At 74.0% G+C, this 18,393-nt stretch carries 14 protein-coding genes; 11 read left to right on the top strand and 3 right to left on the bottom strand.

Annotated features, from left to right (window positions below; all coding sequences use genetic code 11):
* Positions 1-236 precede the first annotated feature (236 nt).
* From ACFXPK_RS00805 to ACFXPK_RS00755, 11 genes are all read left to right on the top strand, one after another.
* Entirely contained in the window at positions 237-1,445 is a 1,209-nt protein-coding gene (locus ACFXPK_RS00805; protein WP_384992736.1) for a glycosyltransferase, read from the top strand.
* Entirely contained in the window at positions 1,442-3,220 is a 1,779-nt protein-coding gene (locus ACFXPK_RS00800; protein WP_385070105.1) for an ArnT family glycosyltransferase, read from the top strand. The genes ACFXPK_RS00805 and ACFXPK_RS00800 overlap by 4 nt, the downstream gene beginning before the upstream one ends.
* Positions 3,217-4,512: a glycosyltransferase gene (locus tag ACFXPK_RS00795; protein ID WP_384992709.1), complete on the top strand. Its 1,296-nt coding sequence runs from the start codon at positions 3,217-3,219 to the stop codon at positions 4,510-4,512. Before ACFXPK_RS00800 ends, ACFXPK_RS00795 begins: the two co-directional genes overlap by 4 nt.
* Entirely contained in the window at positions 4,509-7,025 is a 2,517-nt protein-coding gene (locus ACFXPK_RS00790; RefSeq protein ID WP_385070100.1) for a galactose oxidase-like domain-containing protein, read from the top strand. The genes ACFXPK_RS00795 and ACFXPK_RS00790 overlap by 4 nt, the downstream gene beginning before the upstream one ends.
* A 139-nt stretch (positions 7,026-7,164) precedes the next feature.
* Complete coding sequence (locus ACFXPK_RS00785) at positions 7,165-7,659, top strand: GNAT family N-acetyltransferase (protein WP_385070097.1); 495 nt, start codon at positions 7,165-7,167, stop codon at positions 7,657-7,659.
* 137 nt (positions 7,660-7,796) lie between these two features.
* Positions 7,797-8,621, top strand: a complete 825-nt coding sequence (locus tag ACFXPK_RS00780) for a cupin domain-containing protein (protein WP_385070094.1) — start codon at positions 7,797-7,799, stop codon at positions 8,619-8,621.
* Entirely contained in the window at positions 8,618-9,643 is a 1,026-nt protein-coding gene (locus ACFXPK_RS00775) for a hypothetical protein (RefSeq protein ID WP_385070092.1), read from the top strand. Before ACFXPK_RS00780 ends, ACFXPK_RS00775 begins: the two co-directional genes overlap by 4 nt.
* Positions 9,640-10,653 carry a hypothetical protein gene (locus ACFXPK_RS00770; protein ID WP_385070089.1) on the top strand — a complete coding sequence of 338 codons (1,014 nt, stop codon included), beginning with the start codon at positions 9,640-9,642 and terminating at the stop codon, positions 10,651-10,653. Before ACFXPK_RS00775 ends, ACFXPK_RS00770 begins: the two co-directional genes overlap by 4 nt.
* A complete protein-coding gene (locus ACFXPK_RS00765) occupies positions 10,650-11,204 on the top strand; it encodes a hypothetical protein (RefSeq protein ID WP_385070087.1) in 555 nt (184 codons plus the stop codon). The genes ACFXPK_RS00770 and ACFXPK_RS00765 overlap by 4 nt, the downstream gene beginning before the upstream one ends.
* A 99-nt stretch (positions 11,205-11,303) precedes the next feature.
* Positions 11,304-13,118 (top strand): asparagine synthetase B family protein, encoded by a 1,815-nt coding sequence (locus ACFXPK_RS00760; protein WP_385070084.1) that lies wholly within the window; start codon positions 11,304-11,306, stop codon positions 13,116-13,118.
* 106 nt (positions 13,119-13,224) lie between these two features.
* Positions 13,225-14,616: an aldehyde dehydrogenase family protein gene (locus ACFXPK_RS00755; protein WP_384992689.1), complete on the top strand. Its 1,392-nt coding sequence runs from the start codon at positions 13,225-13,227 to the stop codon at positions 14,614-14,616.
* On the opposite strand, the gene ACFXPK_RS00750 is transcribed toward ACFXPK_RS00755, so the two are convergent.
* From ACFXPK_RS00750 to ACFXPK_RS00740, 3 genes are read right to left on the bottom strand one after another with little or no spacing between them, the layout of a single operon-like run.
* The gene (locus ACFXPK_RS00750; RefSeq protein ID WP_385070081.1) at positions 14,603-16,006 is read right to left on the bottom strand and encodes a hypothetical protein; all 1,404 of its coding nucleotides are present in this window, start codon (positions 16,004-16,006) and stop codon (positions 14,603-14,605) included. The two genes, ACFXPK_RS00755 and ACFXPK_RS00750, sit on opposite strands and share 14 nt — an antisense overlap.
* Complete coding sequence (locus tag ACFXPK_RS00745; RefSeq protein WP_385070078.1) at positions 16,000-17,700, bottom strand: hypothetical protein; 1,701 nt, start codon at positions 17,698-17,700, stop codon at positions 16,000-16,002. Before ACFXPK_RS00745 ends, ACFXPK_RS00750 begins: the two co-directional genes overlap by 7 nt.
* Positions 17,700-18,269 (bottom strand): hypothetical protein, encoded by a 570-nt coding sequence (locus tag ACFXPK_RS00740; protein WP_385070075.1) that lies wholly within the window; start codon positions 18,267-18,269, stop codon positions 17,700-17,702. The genes ACFXPK_RS00745 and ACFXPK_RS00740 overlap by 1 nt, the downstream gene beginning before the upstream one ends.
* Positions 18,270-18,393: the final 124 nt, after the last annotated feature.

The raw sequence follows: 18,393 nt of genomic DNA, 5'->3' as shown, positions 1-18,393 counted from the left end.
GAATGGGCCCGAAACGCAGCATTCACCCAATCGGCCCTCCTGTCGTCACAGGTCCCCCTTATTGTCTTCACAGCAGACGCAACAAGTGCGCGTGGGGGACATGCGTACTGGGGGACGACGGGTGCGCCGGCGGCCAGGGGGGCCTTGCCGCGGCCACCCAGGCCGAGGGGGGCCGTGTGGTCACGTCCGTGTTCATAGCCGCGTTCATCGCCGCCGTTTCACTGGCGCTGTTCTGGATGGCCGCGTTCACCCTGTGGTGGCAGATGCACGCCTGGCGTACGCCGGAGACGCTGGCCGCCACCCGGTTCGACCCGCCCGACGGCGGCAGGGCGGGCTCGTTCTCGCTGCTCCTGCCCGCCCGCCACGAGCAGGCCGTGCTGGAGCACACCATCGAACGGCTGCTGGAATCCAGCCACGCCGACTTCGAGATCATCGTCATCGTCGGACACGACGACCCGGAGACCGCCGCGGTCGCCGAGCGGGCCGCCGCCCGGGACCCCGGCCGGGTCCGGGTCGTCGTCGACACCCACGAGGCCAAGAACAAACCCAAGGCGCTCAACACCGCGCTGCCGTACTGCTCCGGTGAGGTCGTCGGGGTCTTCGACGCCGAGGACCAGGTCCACCCCGAGCTGCTGACCCATGTCGACCACGCCTTCCGCTCCACCGGCGCCGATGTCGTCCAGGGCGGGGTGCAGCTCATCAACTTCCATTCGAGCTGGTACAGCCTGCGCAACTGCCTGGAGTACTTCTTCTGGTTCCGCAGCAGGCTCCATCTGCACGCCCAGAAGGGGTTCATCCCGCTCGGCGGCAACACCGTCTTCGTACGGACCGACGTACTGCGCGAGGCGGGCGGCTGGGACCAGAACTGCCTGGCCGAGGACTGCGACCTCGGGGTGCGGCTCTCCAGCGTCGGCAAGAAGGTCGTCGTCGCGTACGACTCCGACATGGTCACCCGCGAGGAGACCCCCGGTTCGCTGATGTCGCTGCTCAAGCAGCGCACCCGCTGGAACCAGGGCTTCCTCCAGGTCTACCGCAAGGGCGACTGGCGCCAACTGCCCACGTCCGGGCAGCGGTTACTCGCCCGCTACACCCTCATGACCCCGTTCTTCCAGGCGTTCACCGGACTCGTCATCCCGCTCAACGTCTGTGTGGCGCTCTTCCTCGACGTGCCGGTCACGGTCGCGTTCGTGACCTTCCTGCCGCTCGTCACCGCCCTGGTGACCTTCGTCTTCGAGATCGTCGGACTCCATGACTTCGGTGAGCAGTACGGACTGCGGATCCGTCTCACGCACTATCTGAAGCTCATCGCGGGCGGCCCCTTCTACCAGGTCATGCTGGCCGGCGCGGCGATCCGCGCGGTCTGGCGCGACCGGCGGGGACGCGACGACTGGGAGCTGACCAGCCATGTCGGCGCGCATCTGACCCGAGAGGACGTCCACGCGTGACCTCCACCCTTCCCTCGGTGACGACGGAGAAGACCACGGCGACGACGACGGCCGTCGCGGACACGGTGACGGCCGTCGCGGTGACGGGGACGGAACCGAGACCGGTCGTCCCCACGGAGGGCGGGCCCGCCCCGAGAACCCCCGCCGTACCCGGCGCGGGACCGCGGCCCGTCGTACGCTTCCGGCGCTCCCGCTCCGATCTGGTCCTCTGCGGCGTCCTCCTCGTCGCGATCCTGCTCGTCCAGGGCTGGAACATCCAGCACTACCCCACCCTCAGCGACGACGAGGGCACCTATCTCGCCCAGGCCTGGGCCGTCCAGGAGGGCAAGGGCCTCGCCCACTACACGTACTGGTACGACCATCCGCCGCTCGGCTGGATACAGATCGCCTTCCTGACCTGGCTGCCCTCCCTCTTCTCGCCCGAGGCCATGACGGTCGCGCCCATGCGCTGCGCGATGCTGCTGGTCAGCGCGGTGAGCGCGGTCCTCCTGTATGTGCTGGCGCGGCGGCTGTGGCTGCCGCGCTGGGCGGCCGGGCTCGCGATGGTCCTCTTCGGGCTCTCCCCGCTCGCCGTGGTGCTCCAGCGGGAGATCTTCCTCGACAACATCGCCGTGATGTGGATCCTGCTGGCGTTCTGCCTCGCCGCCTCGCCGAGCCGCCATCTCTGGCACCACTTCGCCGCCGGTCTGGCCGCCGCGATCGGCGTGCTCACCAAGGAGACCATGCTCGTGGTGCTGCCCGCGCTGCTGGTCACGATGTGGCGCCACAGCCACCGCGACACCCGTAAGTTCGCGGTCACCGGAGCCGTCACCGCCTGCGTGCTGACCGGCCTCTCGTACCCCCTCTTCGCCCTGCTCAAAGGCGAGTTGCTGCCCGGCGGCGGCCATGTCTCGCTCTGGGACGGCATCACGTACCAGATGAGCCGGCCGGGCTCCGGTTTCGTCCTCGACCCGGGCAGCGGCTCCTACGGTGTGCTCCAGTCCTGGCTGTACTACGACCGGATCCTGCCCCTGGGCGGTATCGCGGGCGCGCTGCTGCTCGTCCTCACCCTGCGCTGGTCGGTCACCGCGCGGGCGCTGGCCGGGCCCGCCCTCGCCGTCGTGATCCTGACCGCCGTCGCCCTGCGCCCGTCCGGCTATCTGCCCGCGATGTACGTCATCCAGGGGCTGCCGTTCCTGGCGCTGGTGCTGGCGGGCGGCGCGGCGAGCGTCACCCACGCCGTACTGCGCAAGGGGCGCCGCCCCGAACAGAGCCGTACCGTGACGGGCCTGCGGTGGACCGCGCTGGCCGCGCTGGCGGCGACCGCCGCCGTACTCGTCGTACCGCGCTGGTACGACGGCAACCGCACCGCCCTGACCGCCGACGCCAACGCCCCCTACCGGGCCGCCGCCTCCTGGATGGCCCGGGAGGTGCCCGACCCGTCCCGCGCCCGGGTACTGGTGGACGACGCGCTCTGGCTCGACCTGGTGCACGCGGGGTACGAACCGGGCCTCGGCGCCATCTGGTTCTACAAGGCCGACCTCGACCCGGCCGTGACGAGGACGATGCCCGGCGGCTGGCGCGACCTGGACTACGTCGTCGCCTCCCCGACCGTACGGCGCGACGCGCGCGACCTGCCCAACGTGCGCGACGCGCTGGCCCGTTCGACGTCCGTGGCCTCCTTCGGCGAGGGCGAGGACCGTATCGAGATCCGGCGGATCGACGGGACCTCCACACCGGACGACCGGTCCTCCGCCGCACCGCGGGGCACCCGCACGGAAGGCGACGAGCGATGACCATTCCTCCGCCCACCGGGGCCGGGGAGCCGGGCCCCCTCGGACGCCGTGAACTCGGCGACCCCGCGCTCGAAGCGAGGGCCGTCGCCGAACCCGGCGCCGTCACCGTCGTCATCCCGACCTTCAACGAAGCAGAGAACGTACGGGAGTTGCTGCGCCAGCTCACCGACGCCGTCCCCGCCAGGCTGCCCTGCGAAGTGCTCTTCGTCGACGACTCGACCGACGACACCCCCGCCGTCATCGCCTCCGCCGCGCAGGACTGCCCCTTCCCCGTCGGTGTCCTCCACCGCGACACCCCCGAGGGCGGGCTCGGCGGCGCCGTCGTCGAAGGGCTCAGGGCCGCCGGGTCCGACTGGATCGTCGTCATGGACGCCGACCTCCAGCACCCGCCCGCGCTCGTCCCCGACCTCGTCGCCGCCGGCGAGCGCGGATCCGCCGACCTCGTCGTCGCCAGCCGCTACATCGACGGCGGCAGCCGTGCCGGGCTCGCGGGCGGCTACCGCGTCGCCGTCTCGCGCGCGGCGACCTGGCTCACCAAGGGCCTCTTCCCCGGCCGGCTGCGCGGCATCAGCGACCCGATGAGCGGCTTCTTCGCGATCCGGCGCTCCGCCGTCACCCCGGAGACGCTGCGCCCGCTCGGCTACAAGATCCTGCTGGAACTGGCGGTACGGTGCCGCCCCGAGCAGCCCACCGAGGTGCCGTTCGTCTTCCGCGACCGGTTCGCGGGCGAGTCCAAGTCGACGGCCAGGGAGGGCCTGCGCTTCCTTCGCCACCTCGTGGAACTGCGTACGGCCTCCCCGTTCGCCCGGATGGCCGCCTTCGGACTGATCGGGCTGACCGGCTTCGTACCGAACCTGCTGGCGCTGTACGGGCTGACGGCGGCCGGGGTGCACTATCTGCCGGCCGAGGTGGTGGCCAACCAGTTCGGGGTGGCCTGGAACTTCGTCCTCATCGAGACGCTGCTCTTCCGCAGCCGGCGCGGACACCGCCACTGGGCGGACCGGGTGGGCCGGTTCGCGCTGCTCGCCAACGCCGATCTGCTGCTGCGGATCCCGCTGATCGCGCTGTTCGTGTCGCGGTTCGGGATGGGGGCGCTGACGGCGACGGCGTGCGCGCTGCTCGCCACGTTCGTGGTGCGGTTCGTGGGGACGGAGGCGCTGGTGTACCTGCCGAAGCGCGCCGCCGGGCGGCAGCGCGTCCGCCGGGGCGGCGGTGCGGTACGGCCGGGGGCGGACGGTCCCGTGGCGGCGTCGGGCAGGATCAGGGACCTGGAGACGGAGGCGGGACGATGAGCGTGTTCCGCGGGCGGGGTGCCCTTCGCGCGTCGCGCCGTACCGCGCTCCTCGCGGTCACCGCGCTCACCGCCGGGCTGCTGCTGAGCACCCAGCAGCCCGCGGCGGCCGGGGCCAACCTCGTCAGGAACCCCGGCTTCGAGACACCGGGCACCGGCGGCGCCGGGGACCTGCCGTACTGCTGGGAGCGGTCCGGCTGGGGCGACAACGACTTCTCCTTCACCACCGTCGACGACGCCCGCTCCGGTACGAAGGCGCTCAAGGTCGAGCTGACCCGCCGCGCCGACGGCGACCGCAAGGCGCTCATCACGGAGTCCGCCGCCTGTGCGCCCGACGTCCTGCCGGACCGGCAGTACGACCTGTCCGTCTGGTACAAGTCGACGACGCCGGACGTCGCGCTCACCCTCTTCCGGCACGACACCACCGCCGGCTGGCAGTACTGGACCGACCTCAAGACCCTGGAGCTGAGCCCCGGTTACCGGCGCGCCGAGGTCCGCACGCCCGTCGTCCCGCCCGGCACCGACCGGATCACCTGGGGCGTCTCCGTGTACGGCACGGGCAGTGTGACCACCGACGACTACGGCATGGAGGAGGTCGCCCCGCCGCCCGTCGCACCCGGGTGCACCGGGACGCCGCAGGAGTGCGCCGACGGCAGGTGGGAGGTCCTGCCGACCGAGAACCCCGTACGGTCCATGCACTCGGTCGTCCTGCACAACGGCAAGGTGCTGCTGATCGCGGGCTCGGGCAACGACGTCGACAGCTTCGAGGCGGGGACCTTCACCTCCGCGGTGTACGACCCCGCGGACGGCTCGTACCGTACGATCCCCACGCCCGACGACATGTTCTGCTCCGGCCATGTCCAGCTCTCCGACGGGCGCGTGCTCGTCATGAGCGGCAACAAGGGCTATCCGTCGGCGGACGGCACGGTCGGCTACCAGGGGTACAAGGACAGCTACGTCTTCGACCCGGCGACCGAGACGTACAGCAGGACCAACGACATGAACGACGGGCACTGGTACCCGTCGGCCACCCTCATGGGCAACGGCGACGTGCTCTCCTTCGGCGGGCTCCGCGAGGACTCCAGCGGCTCCGTGACCGCCGAGCGGTGGTCGGCCGCGGCGCAGCGGTGGCTGCCCACCTGGCAGGTCAACCAGACCTGGTCGTACTGGGGCCTCTACCCGTCGATGATCCTGATGCAGGACGGCCGCCTCTTCTACTCGGGCAGCCATGTCTTCGGCAACGGCACCCCGGGCACCGGCTCCTCCGTCTACGACTACGACGCCAACACCGTGACCGACGTACCCGGGCTCCGGAACAAGGACGAGCGCGACCAGTCGGCGAGCGTGCTGCTGCCGCCCGCCCAGGACCAGCGGGTGCTGACGATCGGCGGCGGCAACATCGACTCCAACCCGGAGGCGGGCCGGCTCACGGACCTCATCGACCTCAAGGACCCGAACCCCCGCTACACGGCGGGTCCGCCGCTCCCGCAGGGCACGGTGGACCTCGGGGCGGGCCCGCAGCCGCAGACCGGGGCGCAGGGCAAGATGTACGGCTCGGCGGTGCTGCTGCCGGACGGCAAGGTGCTGGAGACGGGCGGCGCGCTGCACAACCGGGCCAACCCGGTGTACGAGTCGTCGCTCTTCGACCCGGCGACGGACACCTTCGACCCGGTGGCGCCCGACCCGCAGGCGCGCGGCTACCACTCCTCGGCGTTCCTGCTGCCGGACGGCCGCGTGATGACGACGGGCGACAACCCGGGCAACGGCACCTGGAACCATCAGGTGTCGCTCTACACCCCGCCGTACCTCCTGCGGGGCGCACGGCCCCGGATCACCTCGCTGATCGACAACCGGTGGCTGTACGGCGACACGCAGCGCATCACGGTCGACCGGCCGATCGCCAAGGCGGAACTGATCCGCCCGGCGGCGGTGACCCACTCGTCCGACCCGAACCAGCGCTTCGTGGACCTGCCGCTCTCCGTGGACGGGAAGAACGTCGACCTGAACGTCACGAGCAACCCCAACCTGGCGCCTCCGGGCTGGTACATGCTCTTCGCGGTCGACGCCGCGGGCATCCCCTCGGTGGCCGAATGGGTCCACCTCGGCGGCCCGCCCGCACTGGCGGCGCAGGCCGAGCGGTCGGCCCATGTCCACGACTTCGCGGACGAGTTGGAGAAGCCCGCGCGGCAACCCCGCAGCCCCAGGACCTCGGCGCCGGTGAGCCCGCAGGTGGCGGGGTGCGACCGGCACTACGGATCGGCGAACGTCTGCGTACCGACGGTCTTCCCGGAGACGGTCACGGGTGCCGGTGCCGGTGCCGGTGCCGGTGCGGGTACGGGTGCGCGTGCGGGTGCGGGTGCGCGTGCGGGCCGTGAGGTGACGGAGGCGCGGTGCGCCTGGCTCGCGGCCAACGACTACGGCCGGCTGAAGGTCAACGGCAAGGACGACCCGCTCCGGCTGGACCCGGACAGGGACGGCGTCGCCTGCGGAAAGGGCGACCTGAAGGCGCGGTGATCCGGCGGCGGGGAGACGGATATTCGCTTGGGCGGGCGCGCGACGCCGTGTTACTCCTGGCGGGTTCCGCAGATCGACCGTACGAAAACCCGAAGGGCGGGCCGGCGTGGTGCTCGGAAACCTGGTGAAACTGAGGGCCATGGAGCCGTCGGACGCCGAGGCGCTGTGGCGGTGGAACCACGACCCCGAGGTCATGCGCTGGATGAGCGACGGTTACGCGCAATCGCAGGCCCAGGTCAGGAAGAGCATGGAGGAGCGCCCGCGCAACGCGTACGGCGACGTGCTGTACGGCGTCGAGACACTGGACGGCGCCACGCTCGTCGGCCTGGTCCGGCTGCGCGACACCGAGCCGGAGACCGGCTGTGCCGAACTGGACATCTACCTCGGGGAGAAGGAGTACTGGGGGCGCGGTTACGCCACCGACGCGATGCGGACGATCTGCCGGTACGGCTTCGAGAAGATGCGGCTGCACAAGATCACGCTGACGGTCGTCACCGAGAACCACGCGGCCCACCACGTCTACCGGAAGGTCGGCTTCGTGGAGGAGGGCAGGCTCCGCCAGGTCTTCCGGCGCGACGGACGGTGGTACGACATGTTCACGATGGGCCTGCTGGAAGGCGAGTTGCGCGACTGACCGTCAGGGAGCCCGTGGGGCCGGGCGGGCGCCGGGACTTCATCGGGATGTCAGAGGTCCGTCCTATCATCGGTTCCGAGTGTTCCCGGTCACAGCTCTAGGCTGCGACCGTGGTCGGCGGCGCGAGGGGGGCGTTGATGTTCGACGTGGAATCGGGGGCCCGGTCCGAAGGGCCGGGCGTACGGGGGATGGCGCGGCTGGCGCGGGGGCTGCCGTCCGGTGTGGAGGTGTTCCATCTCCGGCCCGACGGCCGGGTGCTCCTCGCGGATCAGCAGGGGGCCCGGGAGCTGGGGCCGAGCGAGGAGTTTCTGCGGTTCATCGACGAGGGGCAGTTCGCCCACTATCTCGTCGGGGACGCGAGGACGTCCCCCGAGCGGCCGTCGAACGCGACGTTCAAGCTCGGGGTCGTCGGGCCGCGCAGCGCGTTCACCCCGCACGCGCACGGCGGGGAGCACATCGTGCTGAGCCTCGGGCACGCGTCCTGCGGTCTGTACGACCCGGCGCGGCGCCGGGTCGCCGACGTACGGCTGTTCCCCGGGGCGATGATCCGGATACCCGAGATGATGCCGCACTCCTTCGCCAACCGGGGGTCGGAGCCGCTCAACATCCTCGCCGCCAACACCGGTTTCGGCATCGACCACGAGGACTACGCGATCACCGCGGACGAGGCCGAGCGGCGCGACGCGCAGGCGGATCCGGCTGCCGGTTCCGGTGCCGGGGCGGAAGCCGACGCGGCGCCGGCGCAGGTCGGTCCTGGCCCGTCCGCGGGGGGCGGTCAGGTCTCCACCGTGGACCGGGCCCCGACCGTCGCCCAGGTGGCCACCGACTACGGGAGCCTCGCCGCCGCCCTGCGCGAGATCGAGCGCCTTCAGCGCGCCGGAGGGATCGGCGCCGTCGGCGCGCGCGAGCGGATCGCCGCCGTGCTGCGGCGGGCCGCGGCCGTACTGGAGGGGCCCCGATGATCTGTCCGCACTGTGACCAGAGCCTGCTCCAGCGCGAGCGCACCGGCCGTACGTGTTCCAAGTGCAACCGCCAGTTCGCGCTGGACCCCAGGACCAACACCCTGCGGCTGAGCGATGTCCGGATCCGGCGGATCGTCGCGAAGCTCACCGACGACGGCCGGACCCGGATCACGGTCAACCAGCTCTGGTACGCCCTGACCCGCAAGCAGACCAAGCGGGGCAACGGCCGGGCCGGCGCGGTCGGATGCCTGGCCGCCGGGCTGCCCGTCGCGCTCGTGCTGCTGATCGGCGGGTTGTCCGCCGGCGCCGGGGTGGTCGCGCTCCTCGGCGCCCTGCTCGGCGTCGTCACGACCCTCGTGTACGTCTCGTCCTTCAGACGCGGCCACCGCGCCGTCGAGGCGCACCCCCTCAGCCACTTCCGCTCCACCTCGATGAGCCTGTGGACCTCGGTCTACGGCTCGCTCCCGTCCGGCGTCGTGGACGAGCGGACCTTCCGGCACCCGGAGCCGCCCGCGAGGCCCCGGGCCGTGCTGCTCTGCGCCGACGCGAGCATCGCCGCCTTCCTCGCGGCCAACGGGATACCGAAGAGATACGCGTTGGCCCTCGTCACCCGCGCCGATCAGGTGGCGCCCGGTTCCGTGCCGGTGATCGTGCTGCACGACGCCGATGTGACGGGCTGCCGGTTGGCCGCGGCCACCCGCGCCGCCCTGCCGGGACGGCGCGTCGTGGACGCCGGGCTGCCGCCCCGGGCCGTCATGAACGCGCCGGGCGCCGTGCCCGTACGCGGGCCCAGACCGCCGGCCGGGGCGCTGGCCCCGCTGCGTGCGGGCCGGACGCTCACCGACGCCGAACTGGAGTGGCTGGCCAAGGGGTGGTCGAGCCCGCTCGGCGCGGTGCCGCCCGCCAAGCTGCTCTCCGCCGTCACCCGCGTCGTCGAACGGGTCACGGGGGCGAAGGACGCCGAGGCGGCGAAGGCCGAGGCGGTCGGATTCCTCACCTGGCCCGGCGAGGCCGCCTCATGACGGGCACACCGCGGCCGTTCCCCGCCGACCGGGTTCCCGGTCCGGCCGGGGACCGGCGGGCCGACCGGTTCCTCGACCGGGCCGTGGACGCCGTGCTCGACCGGGCCCTGCTCGCCGCAGTGAGCCGGGCCGGGGAGCCCGCCCGGATCCGGTTCACCGAGCGCCAGCTCTACTACGAGACCTGCCGCGTGCTGCGACCCGTGCGCGCCGTCCCGCGCGTGGTGCCGCTCACCCCGGCCCCGCCCGTACGGTACGAGCGGTTCGAGGAGGCGCTGCGCCGCTCAACGGCGCGGGGAACGCTCCCGGGACTGCTGCCGCCCGTGCCCCCACGGCCCGGGCCGGAGGGGGAACGTACGGGCGCACCGCCACGGCCGCCCGCCGAGCCGGATCTCCACGACTACGGGCTGCCCCGTCTGCTGATCTGCCAGAGCCGGTCCGTGGCACGCATGCTTCTCGCCAACGATGTGCACCTGGAGGCCGCCTGCCCGGTGCTCGCCGCCGCCGATCTGCCCCTCGACCCCCGGCCGGCCGCCGGGCTGGGCCGGGTCGAGGACGCCACCGTGCATGTCCTGCACGACGCGAGCGTGGAGGGCATCGCGCTCACCGCGCGGATACGCGCCGAGCTCCGGGACACGGCCCCCGGGGTGCGGGTCGCCTCGATGGGGCTCGTCCCCCGGCACGCGGTGGCGCTGCGTCTTCTCTCCCGGCGCGGGGACGGCGCGGAAGCGGGGGAGCCGGGGGAGCCGGGGGCGGGGGACGGACCCACGTCGCTCGACGCCCCTCTGCCGTCCGCGCTCCAGGCCCGCGAGCGGGAGTGGCTCGCGCGCGGGCGCTCCGCCGAGGTGGAGTCGGTCCCTCCGGCCCGGCTGCTGCGCACCGTCCTGAGACTGGTGCGCGGACCGAGGACCCCCGACCACTCCGTGTGGACCGGCCTGCGCGAGCTGCGTACGACGGGCTTCATGACCTGGCCGGTGGAGCCGGCCCGGCGACACGAGGACAAGAGACGATGAACCGGCCACGTGAAACCCCGTACCGGGACGAACTCCTCGCCGACGGGAGCGTCCACCGCACCTACGAGTCCGGCCGTGAGGAGTGGCGGCGGCGCGAGGGCGCCACCCGTGTGCGCTGGCACGACAACCAGGGCGCCTCCGGCCTCGACGAACTCCTCGGCGACCGGATCATCAAGCGCCGCTACGAGGACGGCACGGTCACCTACGGCCGGGACATCGGCTACGGCCGGACGGTCTGGGGCCAGGGCGAGTCCGTGATGGTCAACAGGACCTCCTTCGGCGGCCGGATGGGCGTCGTCCTGGGCGGCGTCGGGCTGGCGGCCCTCACGGTCACGGCCGCGCAGTTCCCGCCGGTCAGCCTCACTGCCGAGGAGGAGGAGGCGCTGCGGCAACAGCAGCAGGCGGCGGGCCAGGGCTCCTCCGGCGGCGGTGACGCGGGCGGCGGCGACGGCGGTGGCGACACCGGCGGCGGCGACGGCGGTGACTGGGACTCCGGGGACGGCTGGGGCTCCGACGACGGCGGCGGCTGGAGCGACGACGACTTCGGATGACCGGCCCCGGGGCGAGGGCCGGCCTTCCAGGAGACGGCCGTCCCTGCCCGGGGACCACCGTCCGACGTGGAGAGAAGCGAGACGAGAGGAGGGGTGACCATGGCGCGTTTCTGTGCCTGTCTGGCGGCGACCCCCGAACGGGCGCGGTCACACCTCGCCGCCATGGGCGCGGCCGTACGGGACGGGTCCGGCGCGACCGGACCCGGAGCCGCGCTGATCCACGGTGAACCGGGCCACGCCACCGGGCCGTTCACCGCCTGCGGCCGTACCGCCGTGGGCGAGGTCACGCTGCACAACAGGCCGGAGCTGGTCGCCGCGCTCGCCCGTTCCGGCGCGCCCTCCCCGCCCGACTGCCCCGACGGTGAGCTGCTGCTGCGCTGCTGGGCGCGGTTCGGGGCCGCCGGGATCGGGCTGGCGGAAGGCATGTTCGCGCTCGCCGTGCACGACGACGGCGACCTCGTCCTCATCCGCGACCACGTCGGCGCCCGTACGCTCTTCTACGCCCGCGCCGACGGGACCTGGGCCGCCTCCTCCTCCCTGCGCGCCCTGCGCCGCTGGCCCGCGCTCGGCACCGGGCTCGAACTGGCCGCCGTCCGCTCCTTCCTGACCTTCGCCTATCTCCCCGGCGAGGAGACCCTGCTGCGGGGCGTACGCGAAGTCCTCCCCGGCCGCTGTCTGCGCCTGGCCGGCGACGGGACGGTGACGGAGGAGCACTACTGGGAGCCCGAGGAGCGGATCGGCCACGGCTCGGGCGAGGGGTACGAGGGCGGCGACGCGCCCGCCGAGGAGTACGCGCTGCGGCTGCGCGGACTGCTGGAGGAGGCGACGGCCCGCCGGCTGCCGGACGCGGAGGCCGTGGCCGTGCTGCTCTCCGGAGGCGTCGACAGCTCGCTCGTCACCGCCCTCGCCGCCAAGCTGCACGCACACCCGGTCCACACCTACTCGATCAGCTTCGGCGACGAACTCCCCAACGAACTGGGCTACTCGGGTCTGGTCGCCACCCACTGCCGCACCCGCCACCGGGTGCTCAGCGTCTCGGGCGCCGCCGTCGCCGCCCGCCTCGCCGAGGCCGCCGCGCTGCTGGACAGCCCCGTCGGCGACCCGCTCACCGTGCCCAACCTGATGCTCGCCGAGGCCGTGGCGGCGGACGGCCCGCGCGTCGTGCTCAACGGGGAGGGCGGCGACCCCGTCTTCGGCGGCCCCAAGAACCTGCCCATGCTGGTGTACGAGATGCAGCGCGGCGACGGCGCGGGCGGCTCCACCGAGGACGCGGTGGGCGCGGCGGACACCCGCGAGAACGCCTACCTCCGCTCGTACCGCAAGTGCTTCACCGACCTTCCCGACCTGCTCACCGCCGACGCGCTGGATGCCCTCGCCGGGCTGCCGCACCCGGAGCGGTTCATCACCCCGTATCTGCGGCCCGAGCCCAGGGACGGCCGGATGGACCATCTCCTCAACCAGCTCCTGCACTGCAATCTGCGCACCAAAGGCGCCCACCACATCCTCACCAAGGTCGAACGGCTCACCGCCTCCCAGGGCGTCCAGGGCCGCTCCCCGCTCTTCGACCGCCGGGTCGTGGACCACGCGTTCGCCACGCCGCCCCGCTGGAAGCTCAACGGCGACGTCGAGAAGTGGGTGCTCAAGGAGGCCGTACGGGACCTGCTGCCCGCCACGGTCGTGGACCGGCCCAAGAGCGGTATGCGCGTACCGGTGCAGCAGTGGCTCGGCGGCCCGCTGCGCGAACTGGCCGGCGATCTGCTGCTCGGCCGGGAGGCACGCGCCCGGGGGCTGTTCCGGCAGGACACGGTCCGCGCGTGGATGAAGGGGCGGGGCGCGCTGCTGCCCCGGCAGGGCGGCAAGCTCTGGCTCGTGCTCACGCTGGAGCTGTGGCTGCGCGCGTACGACGTGACCTGAACCCCGACGGGCCCGCCCGTCCGGCGGCTTCTCCCGTACGCCGTACGCTCCCGTACGCCGCCTGCTCCCGCACGCCCACCGTTCCGATTCGCACGATGGAGGCACCTTGAAGACCGACGCCGACCTCCCCACGGTGACCTTGACGGACCCCCGGACCGGCCGCGCCCGGGGCAGCTCCCCGGTCGGCCGCGCGCCGCAGGTCGCCGAGGCCGTCGCGGCGGCCCGCCGGGCCTTCGAGAGCTGGCGGGCGCTGACCCCGAGGGAACGCTCCCGGCGCCTCGACCGCCTCGCCGGGCTGATCGAGGAGCACGCGGACGCGTACATCGCCGCCGAACGCGCGGGCACCGGCAAGCCCGCGCACGAGGCGGCGGGAGAGGTGGAGAACGCGGCGGACCTCTTCCGCTTCTACGCCTGGGCGGCGCGCACCCGGTCGGCACCGGCGGCCGGCGGCCATGTCGCGGGCCACGAGAGCTGGGTCCGCTGGGAACCGCTCGGTGTCGTCGGCGTCGTCGTCCCCTGGAACTACCCGCTGATGATGGCCACCTGGCGGTGCGCGCCCGCCCTCGCCGCCGGGAACACGGTGGTCGTGAAGCCGGCCGAGACCACCCCCGACTCCTTGTTGCTGCTCGCCGCACACGCGCGGGAGGCGCTGGGCGAGGCGGTGGCGCAGACCCTCCCCGGCGACCGTGGGACGGGACGGCTGCTGGTGGCGGCGGACGGTGTCGACGCGCTCGCCTTCACCGGGAGCGCGGCGGCGGGCGCCGATGTCACCGCCCGCGCCGGGACGAAGCGCGTCAGCCTGGAGCTGGGCGGCAACAGCCCGGTCCTGGTCCTGCCCGACGCCCCCGACGACACCTGGGCGGAGCTGGCACGGGCGACGACGTACAACGCGGGGCAGAGCTGCGCCGTACCCGCGCGGGTGATCACGCTGCGCGACCACCACGCGTCGGTGGTCGCCCTGCTGACGGCGGCCATGCGCGAACGCGCGGCGGGCCGGGACTTCGGGCCGCTCAACAACGCGGACCAGGCGGCCCGTTACGACCGGATCGTCGGCGCCTCGGCTGCCAAAGCGAGCGCCGAGGGCGAGCTGGTGCTCGGGGCGGGCGAGGAAGGCGGCCACTGGCGTCCGGCGCGCGTCCTCTCGGAGCTGCCCGACGACGATCCGGCGGTGCTGGACGAGGTGTTCGGCCCGCTGCTGACGGTGCAGGCGGCCGACGGCATCGAGGAGGCCGTGGCCCTGGCGAACGGGGTGCCGCAGGCGCTGGCGGCGAGCGTCTGGACCAGCGACCTGGAGACCGGGCTCGCCCTCGCCGGGCGGCTGGACGCGGGCGAGACCTGGCTCAACTGCCACCTCGTCCAGACGGCGGAGCTGCCGCACGGCGGCCGGGGCGCCTCCGGCCACGGTACGGATCTCAGCACGCTGGCCCTCCACGAGTACCAGCGGCCGAAGACGGTCACGGCCCGCATCCGGCGGCCGGGGGCCCTCAGGCCGAGCTGACCTCCCCCAGGCCGGCGGTGCTGATCGTGGCGAACGCGCCCCACAGCACCGGTGAGTGCTCGACCGTACGCAGCGCGCGCCACGCCGCCAGCCGCTCCCGCTGCCAGTCGTTGTGGGCCAGGACCGCGTCGTCCCGCTCGTGCGCGGCGTCGATCGCGAGGATCGCGTCCTGGAGCGGGTGCGCCGCCGGCGCCACCCCGGCGAACCGGTGGAAGGCCAGATCGGTGGGGAGCGTCCACCGCCCTGCGGTGACGGTCTCCGCACCGCCGTGCACCATCGCCGTGGCCAGCCCGAGCGCCTCGCCGAACCGCAGGTCCCCGCCGCTCTCACAGGCGATCAGCGCCACCCGGCTGGGGATCGGCCACCGGGCCCGGCCGGAGGCGTACGGCGGGTGCGCGGTGGCCGCCGGGTCTCCCGGGGCCGCCGGGTCCGCAGGGTCTCCCCGGTCGTCCGGGTCCGGGTCCGGGGCCGGTTCCGGCGTTCGAGCGGTGTGCGTCCCCGGCAGCCCGTACGTGCCCAGCAGCAGGTCCTTCGCGGACAGCGGCCGGTGCGCGCGGACCGGCGGGGCGAAGCCCACACTCCGCGCACCGCAGGCCAGATGGAGCTGCGCGTCCTCGCTCTGCCCGGTGGCCGGGGCCGCCGCCGTCACATGGCCGACGTACAGCAGCCGCGAGGCGCCCGCCCGCAGCGTCGCGCCGAGCCACTCCCGGTCCACATCGGTACGGCGGAACGCCTCGACCGGGTCCGCCACTTCGGGCCGCCAGCGCCCCTGGGCCGCATACCCGGCGACCATCCCGGCCACCGGAGCCCGCGCCGTCATCCGGCCCAGCACCGAACCGAGCGCCGAGTCCGCGCGGAACCCGGGCACCCGTGGATCCAGGACGCCGACGACCGGCAGATGACGCGAGCCCGCCCAGGTCCTGGCCGGCCGCCCGGCGGCGTGCACGACGCTCGCCGGGGCCAGCAGACTGAGATCGGCGATCTCCACCAGACGGACGTCCGGGGCGGGCGCGAGCAGTTCCCAGGGCACCTGCGCCACCCGTGGCGACGGCTGGATCCGCAGATGGGGGCGGACACCGCGCCGGTACAGCTCGTGGAGCTGCCGGGCCAGACCGTACGGGAGGAAGGTCCGCGACAGCAGCTCGGCCAGGGCGAGTTCGCTCCGGTACGAGGCGAACGCGCCGCCGGTCAGCGCGTGCGCGGGCCGGGCGGCCCCCGCCTCGGGCAGGGCGTCGTCCAGCGCCGTGATCGCGGCCGTGAGCTGGGCCCGGGGAACGATCCCGATGCCGGTCGCGGAGAGATCGTGCGTCCAGCGCCAGGAGATGTGGAGATCCCCGGCGTCCGCCATGCGCACCAGGGCGGTCGGCCGGTCCACGGAGGCGCTCACCATGTCGGCACCACCCTGGCGGTACGGATCCGGGCGCCGTAACGCGCCTCGGCCTGTGCGAGGTACGCGGCGAGGGCGACCGCTCCGTCAGGGGTGAGGGCGAGCCGGGGCGGTGGCGCGACCGCCAGGCCGGCGCCCGCCGCGACCCCGGCGAGGGCGGCGCCGAGCTGGAAGGCGTCGCCGGGGCCCGCCGGATGGGGAGTGACGGCTTCCATCCGGCCGGGGAACGCCAACGGGTGCAGGAAGTCGGGCGGCCGAAGCGCCGGGGCCCCCGCGTCCCCGGGTTCCTCCGGGGGGCCGTCCGCCGACCCGGCGCCGCCGGGGGGACCGTCCCGCAGCGGGGTCCCCGCGCACCGCGACTCGATCAGCTCCGCCACCAGGTCCGCCGCGCCCGCGCGCACCGCCAGCCGGAACGCCAGCCGCATCGCCGGCTCCGCGAGCGCACGGTGCCACCGCTCCCGCTGAGCGCCGCCGGCCAGCGTGAACCGCACCGCGTCGAGGGCGAGCGCGGCCGGTACGGCCAGCCCCACCGCCCGGCCGAGCAGAGCGGCGCCCGCCGGGCCGGCGGCGCCGGGCGCCGTCGCGGATACCCGGTCCTCCAGCAGCGTGGCGTGGAAGAAGTCCGTCTGGGCGCGCCGCAGCCCGAGCCCGCTCACCGTGAACGCCTCCTGTGCGAGCGCCAGTTGGGTCTCGCTCTCGGCGTACCGACGCCCGGCGTGCAGACCGGCCGCCAGCCGGACGCGTACCTCGGCGGCGGCGATCGGCGCCCCGCACCCCTCGAACCGCGCCAGGCTCCGCCCGTACAGCTCCACCGCGTGGGCCTGGTCCCCGCGCAGCGCGGCCGACAGCCCCAGCAGGTCGAGGCCGAAGGCCGACTGGCGTGCCATTCCGGCCTGTTCGAAGAACTCCTGGCTCGCGGCGAGCAGCGGCTCCGCCTCCGCGATCCGGCCCGAGCGCAGACAGAGCTGCGCCAGGCTCTGCCGTGTCTCGGCGACCCCGGACGGGGTGTCCGACGCCTCGAACGCGGCGATGGCCTGGTGCGCGAAGTCCTCGCCGAGGTCGGACCGTCCGGTGGCGAGATGGACCGCCGAGAGGTTCATCAGCGGGCGCCCGGTCAGCGCGGGACGGTGCCGCAGCACCACGTCGAGGGATTCGACGGCCAGCTCGTGCGCCCTGGACCACTCCTCGCGCTGGATGGTGAGGGCGGTGAGCGCGACCAAGGTGCCGATGAAGAGATCGGCGGTGTCCTCGGGAAGGATCTCGTCCTGCGGGTCGAGCAGTTCCCTGGCCTGCTCCAGGGCGCCCAGCGCCGCGCTCAACTCACCTGTGTTCAGCAGGGCTTGGGAGAGATTGACCAGGGCCGACGCCCGCAGCACCGTGACGGCCGCCGCGACGACGGGGTCCTCGGCCGCGGCGGTCGCCGCCAGACGTTCGCAGAGGCCGAGCGCCTCGTGGAACGAGGCGACGGCGGCCGGGTGGTCGCCCATCCGGTCCGCCGTGCTCGCCCGGTTGACCAGGGCCTGGGTGCGCAGGTCGAGGGTGTCCGGACGGCGGGCGGCGGCCTCGGCCGCCCGGTCGAACCGCGCGAGGGCGAGGGGGAACTCGCCCCGGAGAAAGGCGTCGTTCCCCTCGTCGATGAGCGCGGATATCCCGGATTCCCCCGGTGAGGTGGACGGGGAGGAGCCGTCGGCCGCCATCAGAAGTCCATGTCGTCGGAGGACGCGGCGATCTCCGCCCGCAACGGCGCGCCATGACCGGCCGGGGAACCGTCCCGCGCTCCCGCCAGCCGCGCGCGGGCGAGGTCCCGTATCCGCTCCCGCTCCAGACGCTCCCGCTCCGGGCTCTCCCGCTCCGGGCTCTCCTGCTCCGGGCGCTCCCGGTCCGGATGCTCCCCGCTCCGGCCGTCCCCGGGCCCCGGCCGTACGGGCGGCGGACCGAACCCCGGGAGATAGACGTCGACCGCCATCCCGCTTCCGGGCACGCCCTCCACACCACGCACCCGCGCGTCGCCCAGCCAGGCGTCGGCCACCCGGCGCAGCCCGATGTCCAGCGGACCGGCGACCCCGCTGACGGCGGCGCGGGGTGTCAGCCGCCGGTCCGACGGGGGCGGTCCGGGCGCGGCGACGACCTGCACCAGGACCGTGGTGCGCGCGGCGGCCCGTACGAGCTGCCAGCTCACTGCGCGCTCCGAGGCGTCGACCAGCCCCGGCGGGCACCGCCGCCAGTCGCAGCCGCCCGTCCCGCGCGCGAGCGTCAGCCCGTCCACCGGAGCCCCGAGAGCCCCAGGAGCCCCCGGAGCCCCAGGAGCCCCTGGTGCCCCCGGACCGGCGGTGAGGGCGTAGTCGCCGGGGCGGGGGAGCGGCCGAGCGGCGGCGGGGGGCGGGCCGCCC

Source organism: Streptomyces sp. NPDC059142, assembly GCF_042755665.1.
GTDB lineage: Bacteria > Actinomycetota > Actinomycetes > Streptomycetales > Streptomycetaceae > Streptomyces.
Note: the sequence above shows the minus strand (reverse complement) of the source record. Positions and strands in the feature narration are given on the sequence as shown.

What these genes read in the sequence shown, in the direction of transcription:
- ACFXPK_RS00805 (WP_384992736.1), top strand. Translation starts at nt 237, where the DNA reads ATGGCCGCGTTCACCCTGTGGTGGCAGATGCACGCCTGGCGTACGCCG.
- ACFXPK_RS00795 (WP_384992709.1), top strand. Translation starts at nt 3,217, where the DNA reads ATGACCATTCCTCCGCCCACCGGGGCCGGGGAGCCGGGCCCCCTCGGA.
- ACFXPK_RS00790 (WP_385070100.1), top strand. Translation starts at nt 4,509, where the DNA reads ATGAGCGTGTTCCGCGGGCGGGGTGCCCTTCGCGCGTCGCGCCGTACC.
- ACFXPK_RS00785 (WP_385070097.1), top strand. Translation starts at nt 7,165, where the DNA reads ATGGAGCCGTCGGACGCCGAGGCGCTGTGGCGGTGGAACCACGACCCC.
- ACFXPK_RS00780 (WP_385070094.1), top strand. Translation starts at nt 7,797, where the DNA reads ATGTTCGACGTGGAATCGGGGGCCCGGTCCGAAGGGCCGGGCGTACGG.
- ACFXPK_RS00775 (WP_385070092.1), top strand. Translation starts at nt 8,618, where the DNA reads ATGATCTGTCCGCACTGTGACCAGAGCCTGCTCCAGCGCGAGCGCACC.
- ACFXPK_RS00770 (WP_385070089.1), top strand. Translation starts at nt 9,640, where the DNA reads ATGACGGGCACACCGCGGCCGTTCCCCGCCGACCGGGTTCCCGGTCCG.
- ACFXPK_RS00765 (WP_385070087.1), top strand. Translation starts at nt 10,650, where the DNA reads ATGAACCGGCCACGTGAAACCCCGTACCGGGACGAACTCCTCGCCGAC.
- ACFXPK_RS00760 (WP_385070084.1), top strand. Translation starts at nt 11,304, where the DNA reads ATGGCGCGTTTCTGTGCCTGTCTGGCGGCGACCCCCGAACGGGCGCGG.
- ACFXPK_RS00750 (WP_385070081.1), bottom strand. Translation starts at nt 16,006, where the DNA reads ATGGTGAGCGCCTCCGTGGACCGGCCGACCGCCCTGGTGCGCATGGCG.
- ACFXPK_RS00745 (WP_385070078.1), bottom strand. Translation starts at nt 17,700, where the DNA reads ATGGCGGCCGACGGCTCCTCCCCGTCCACCTCACCGGGGGAATCCGGG.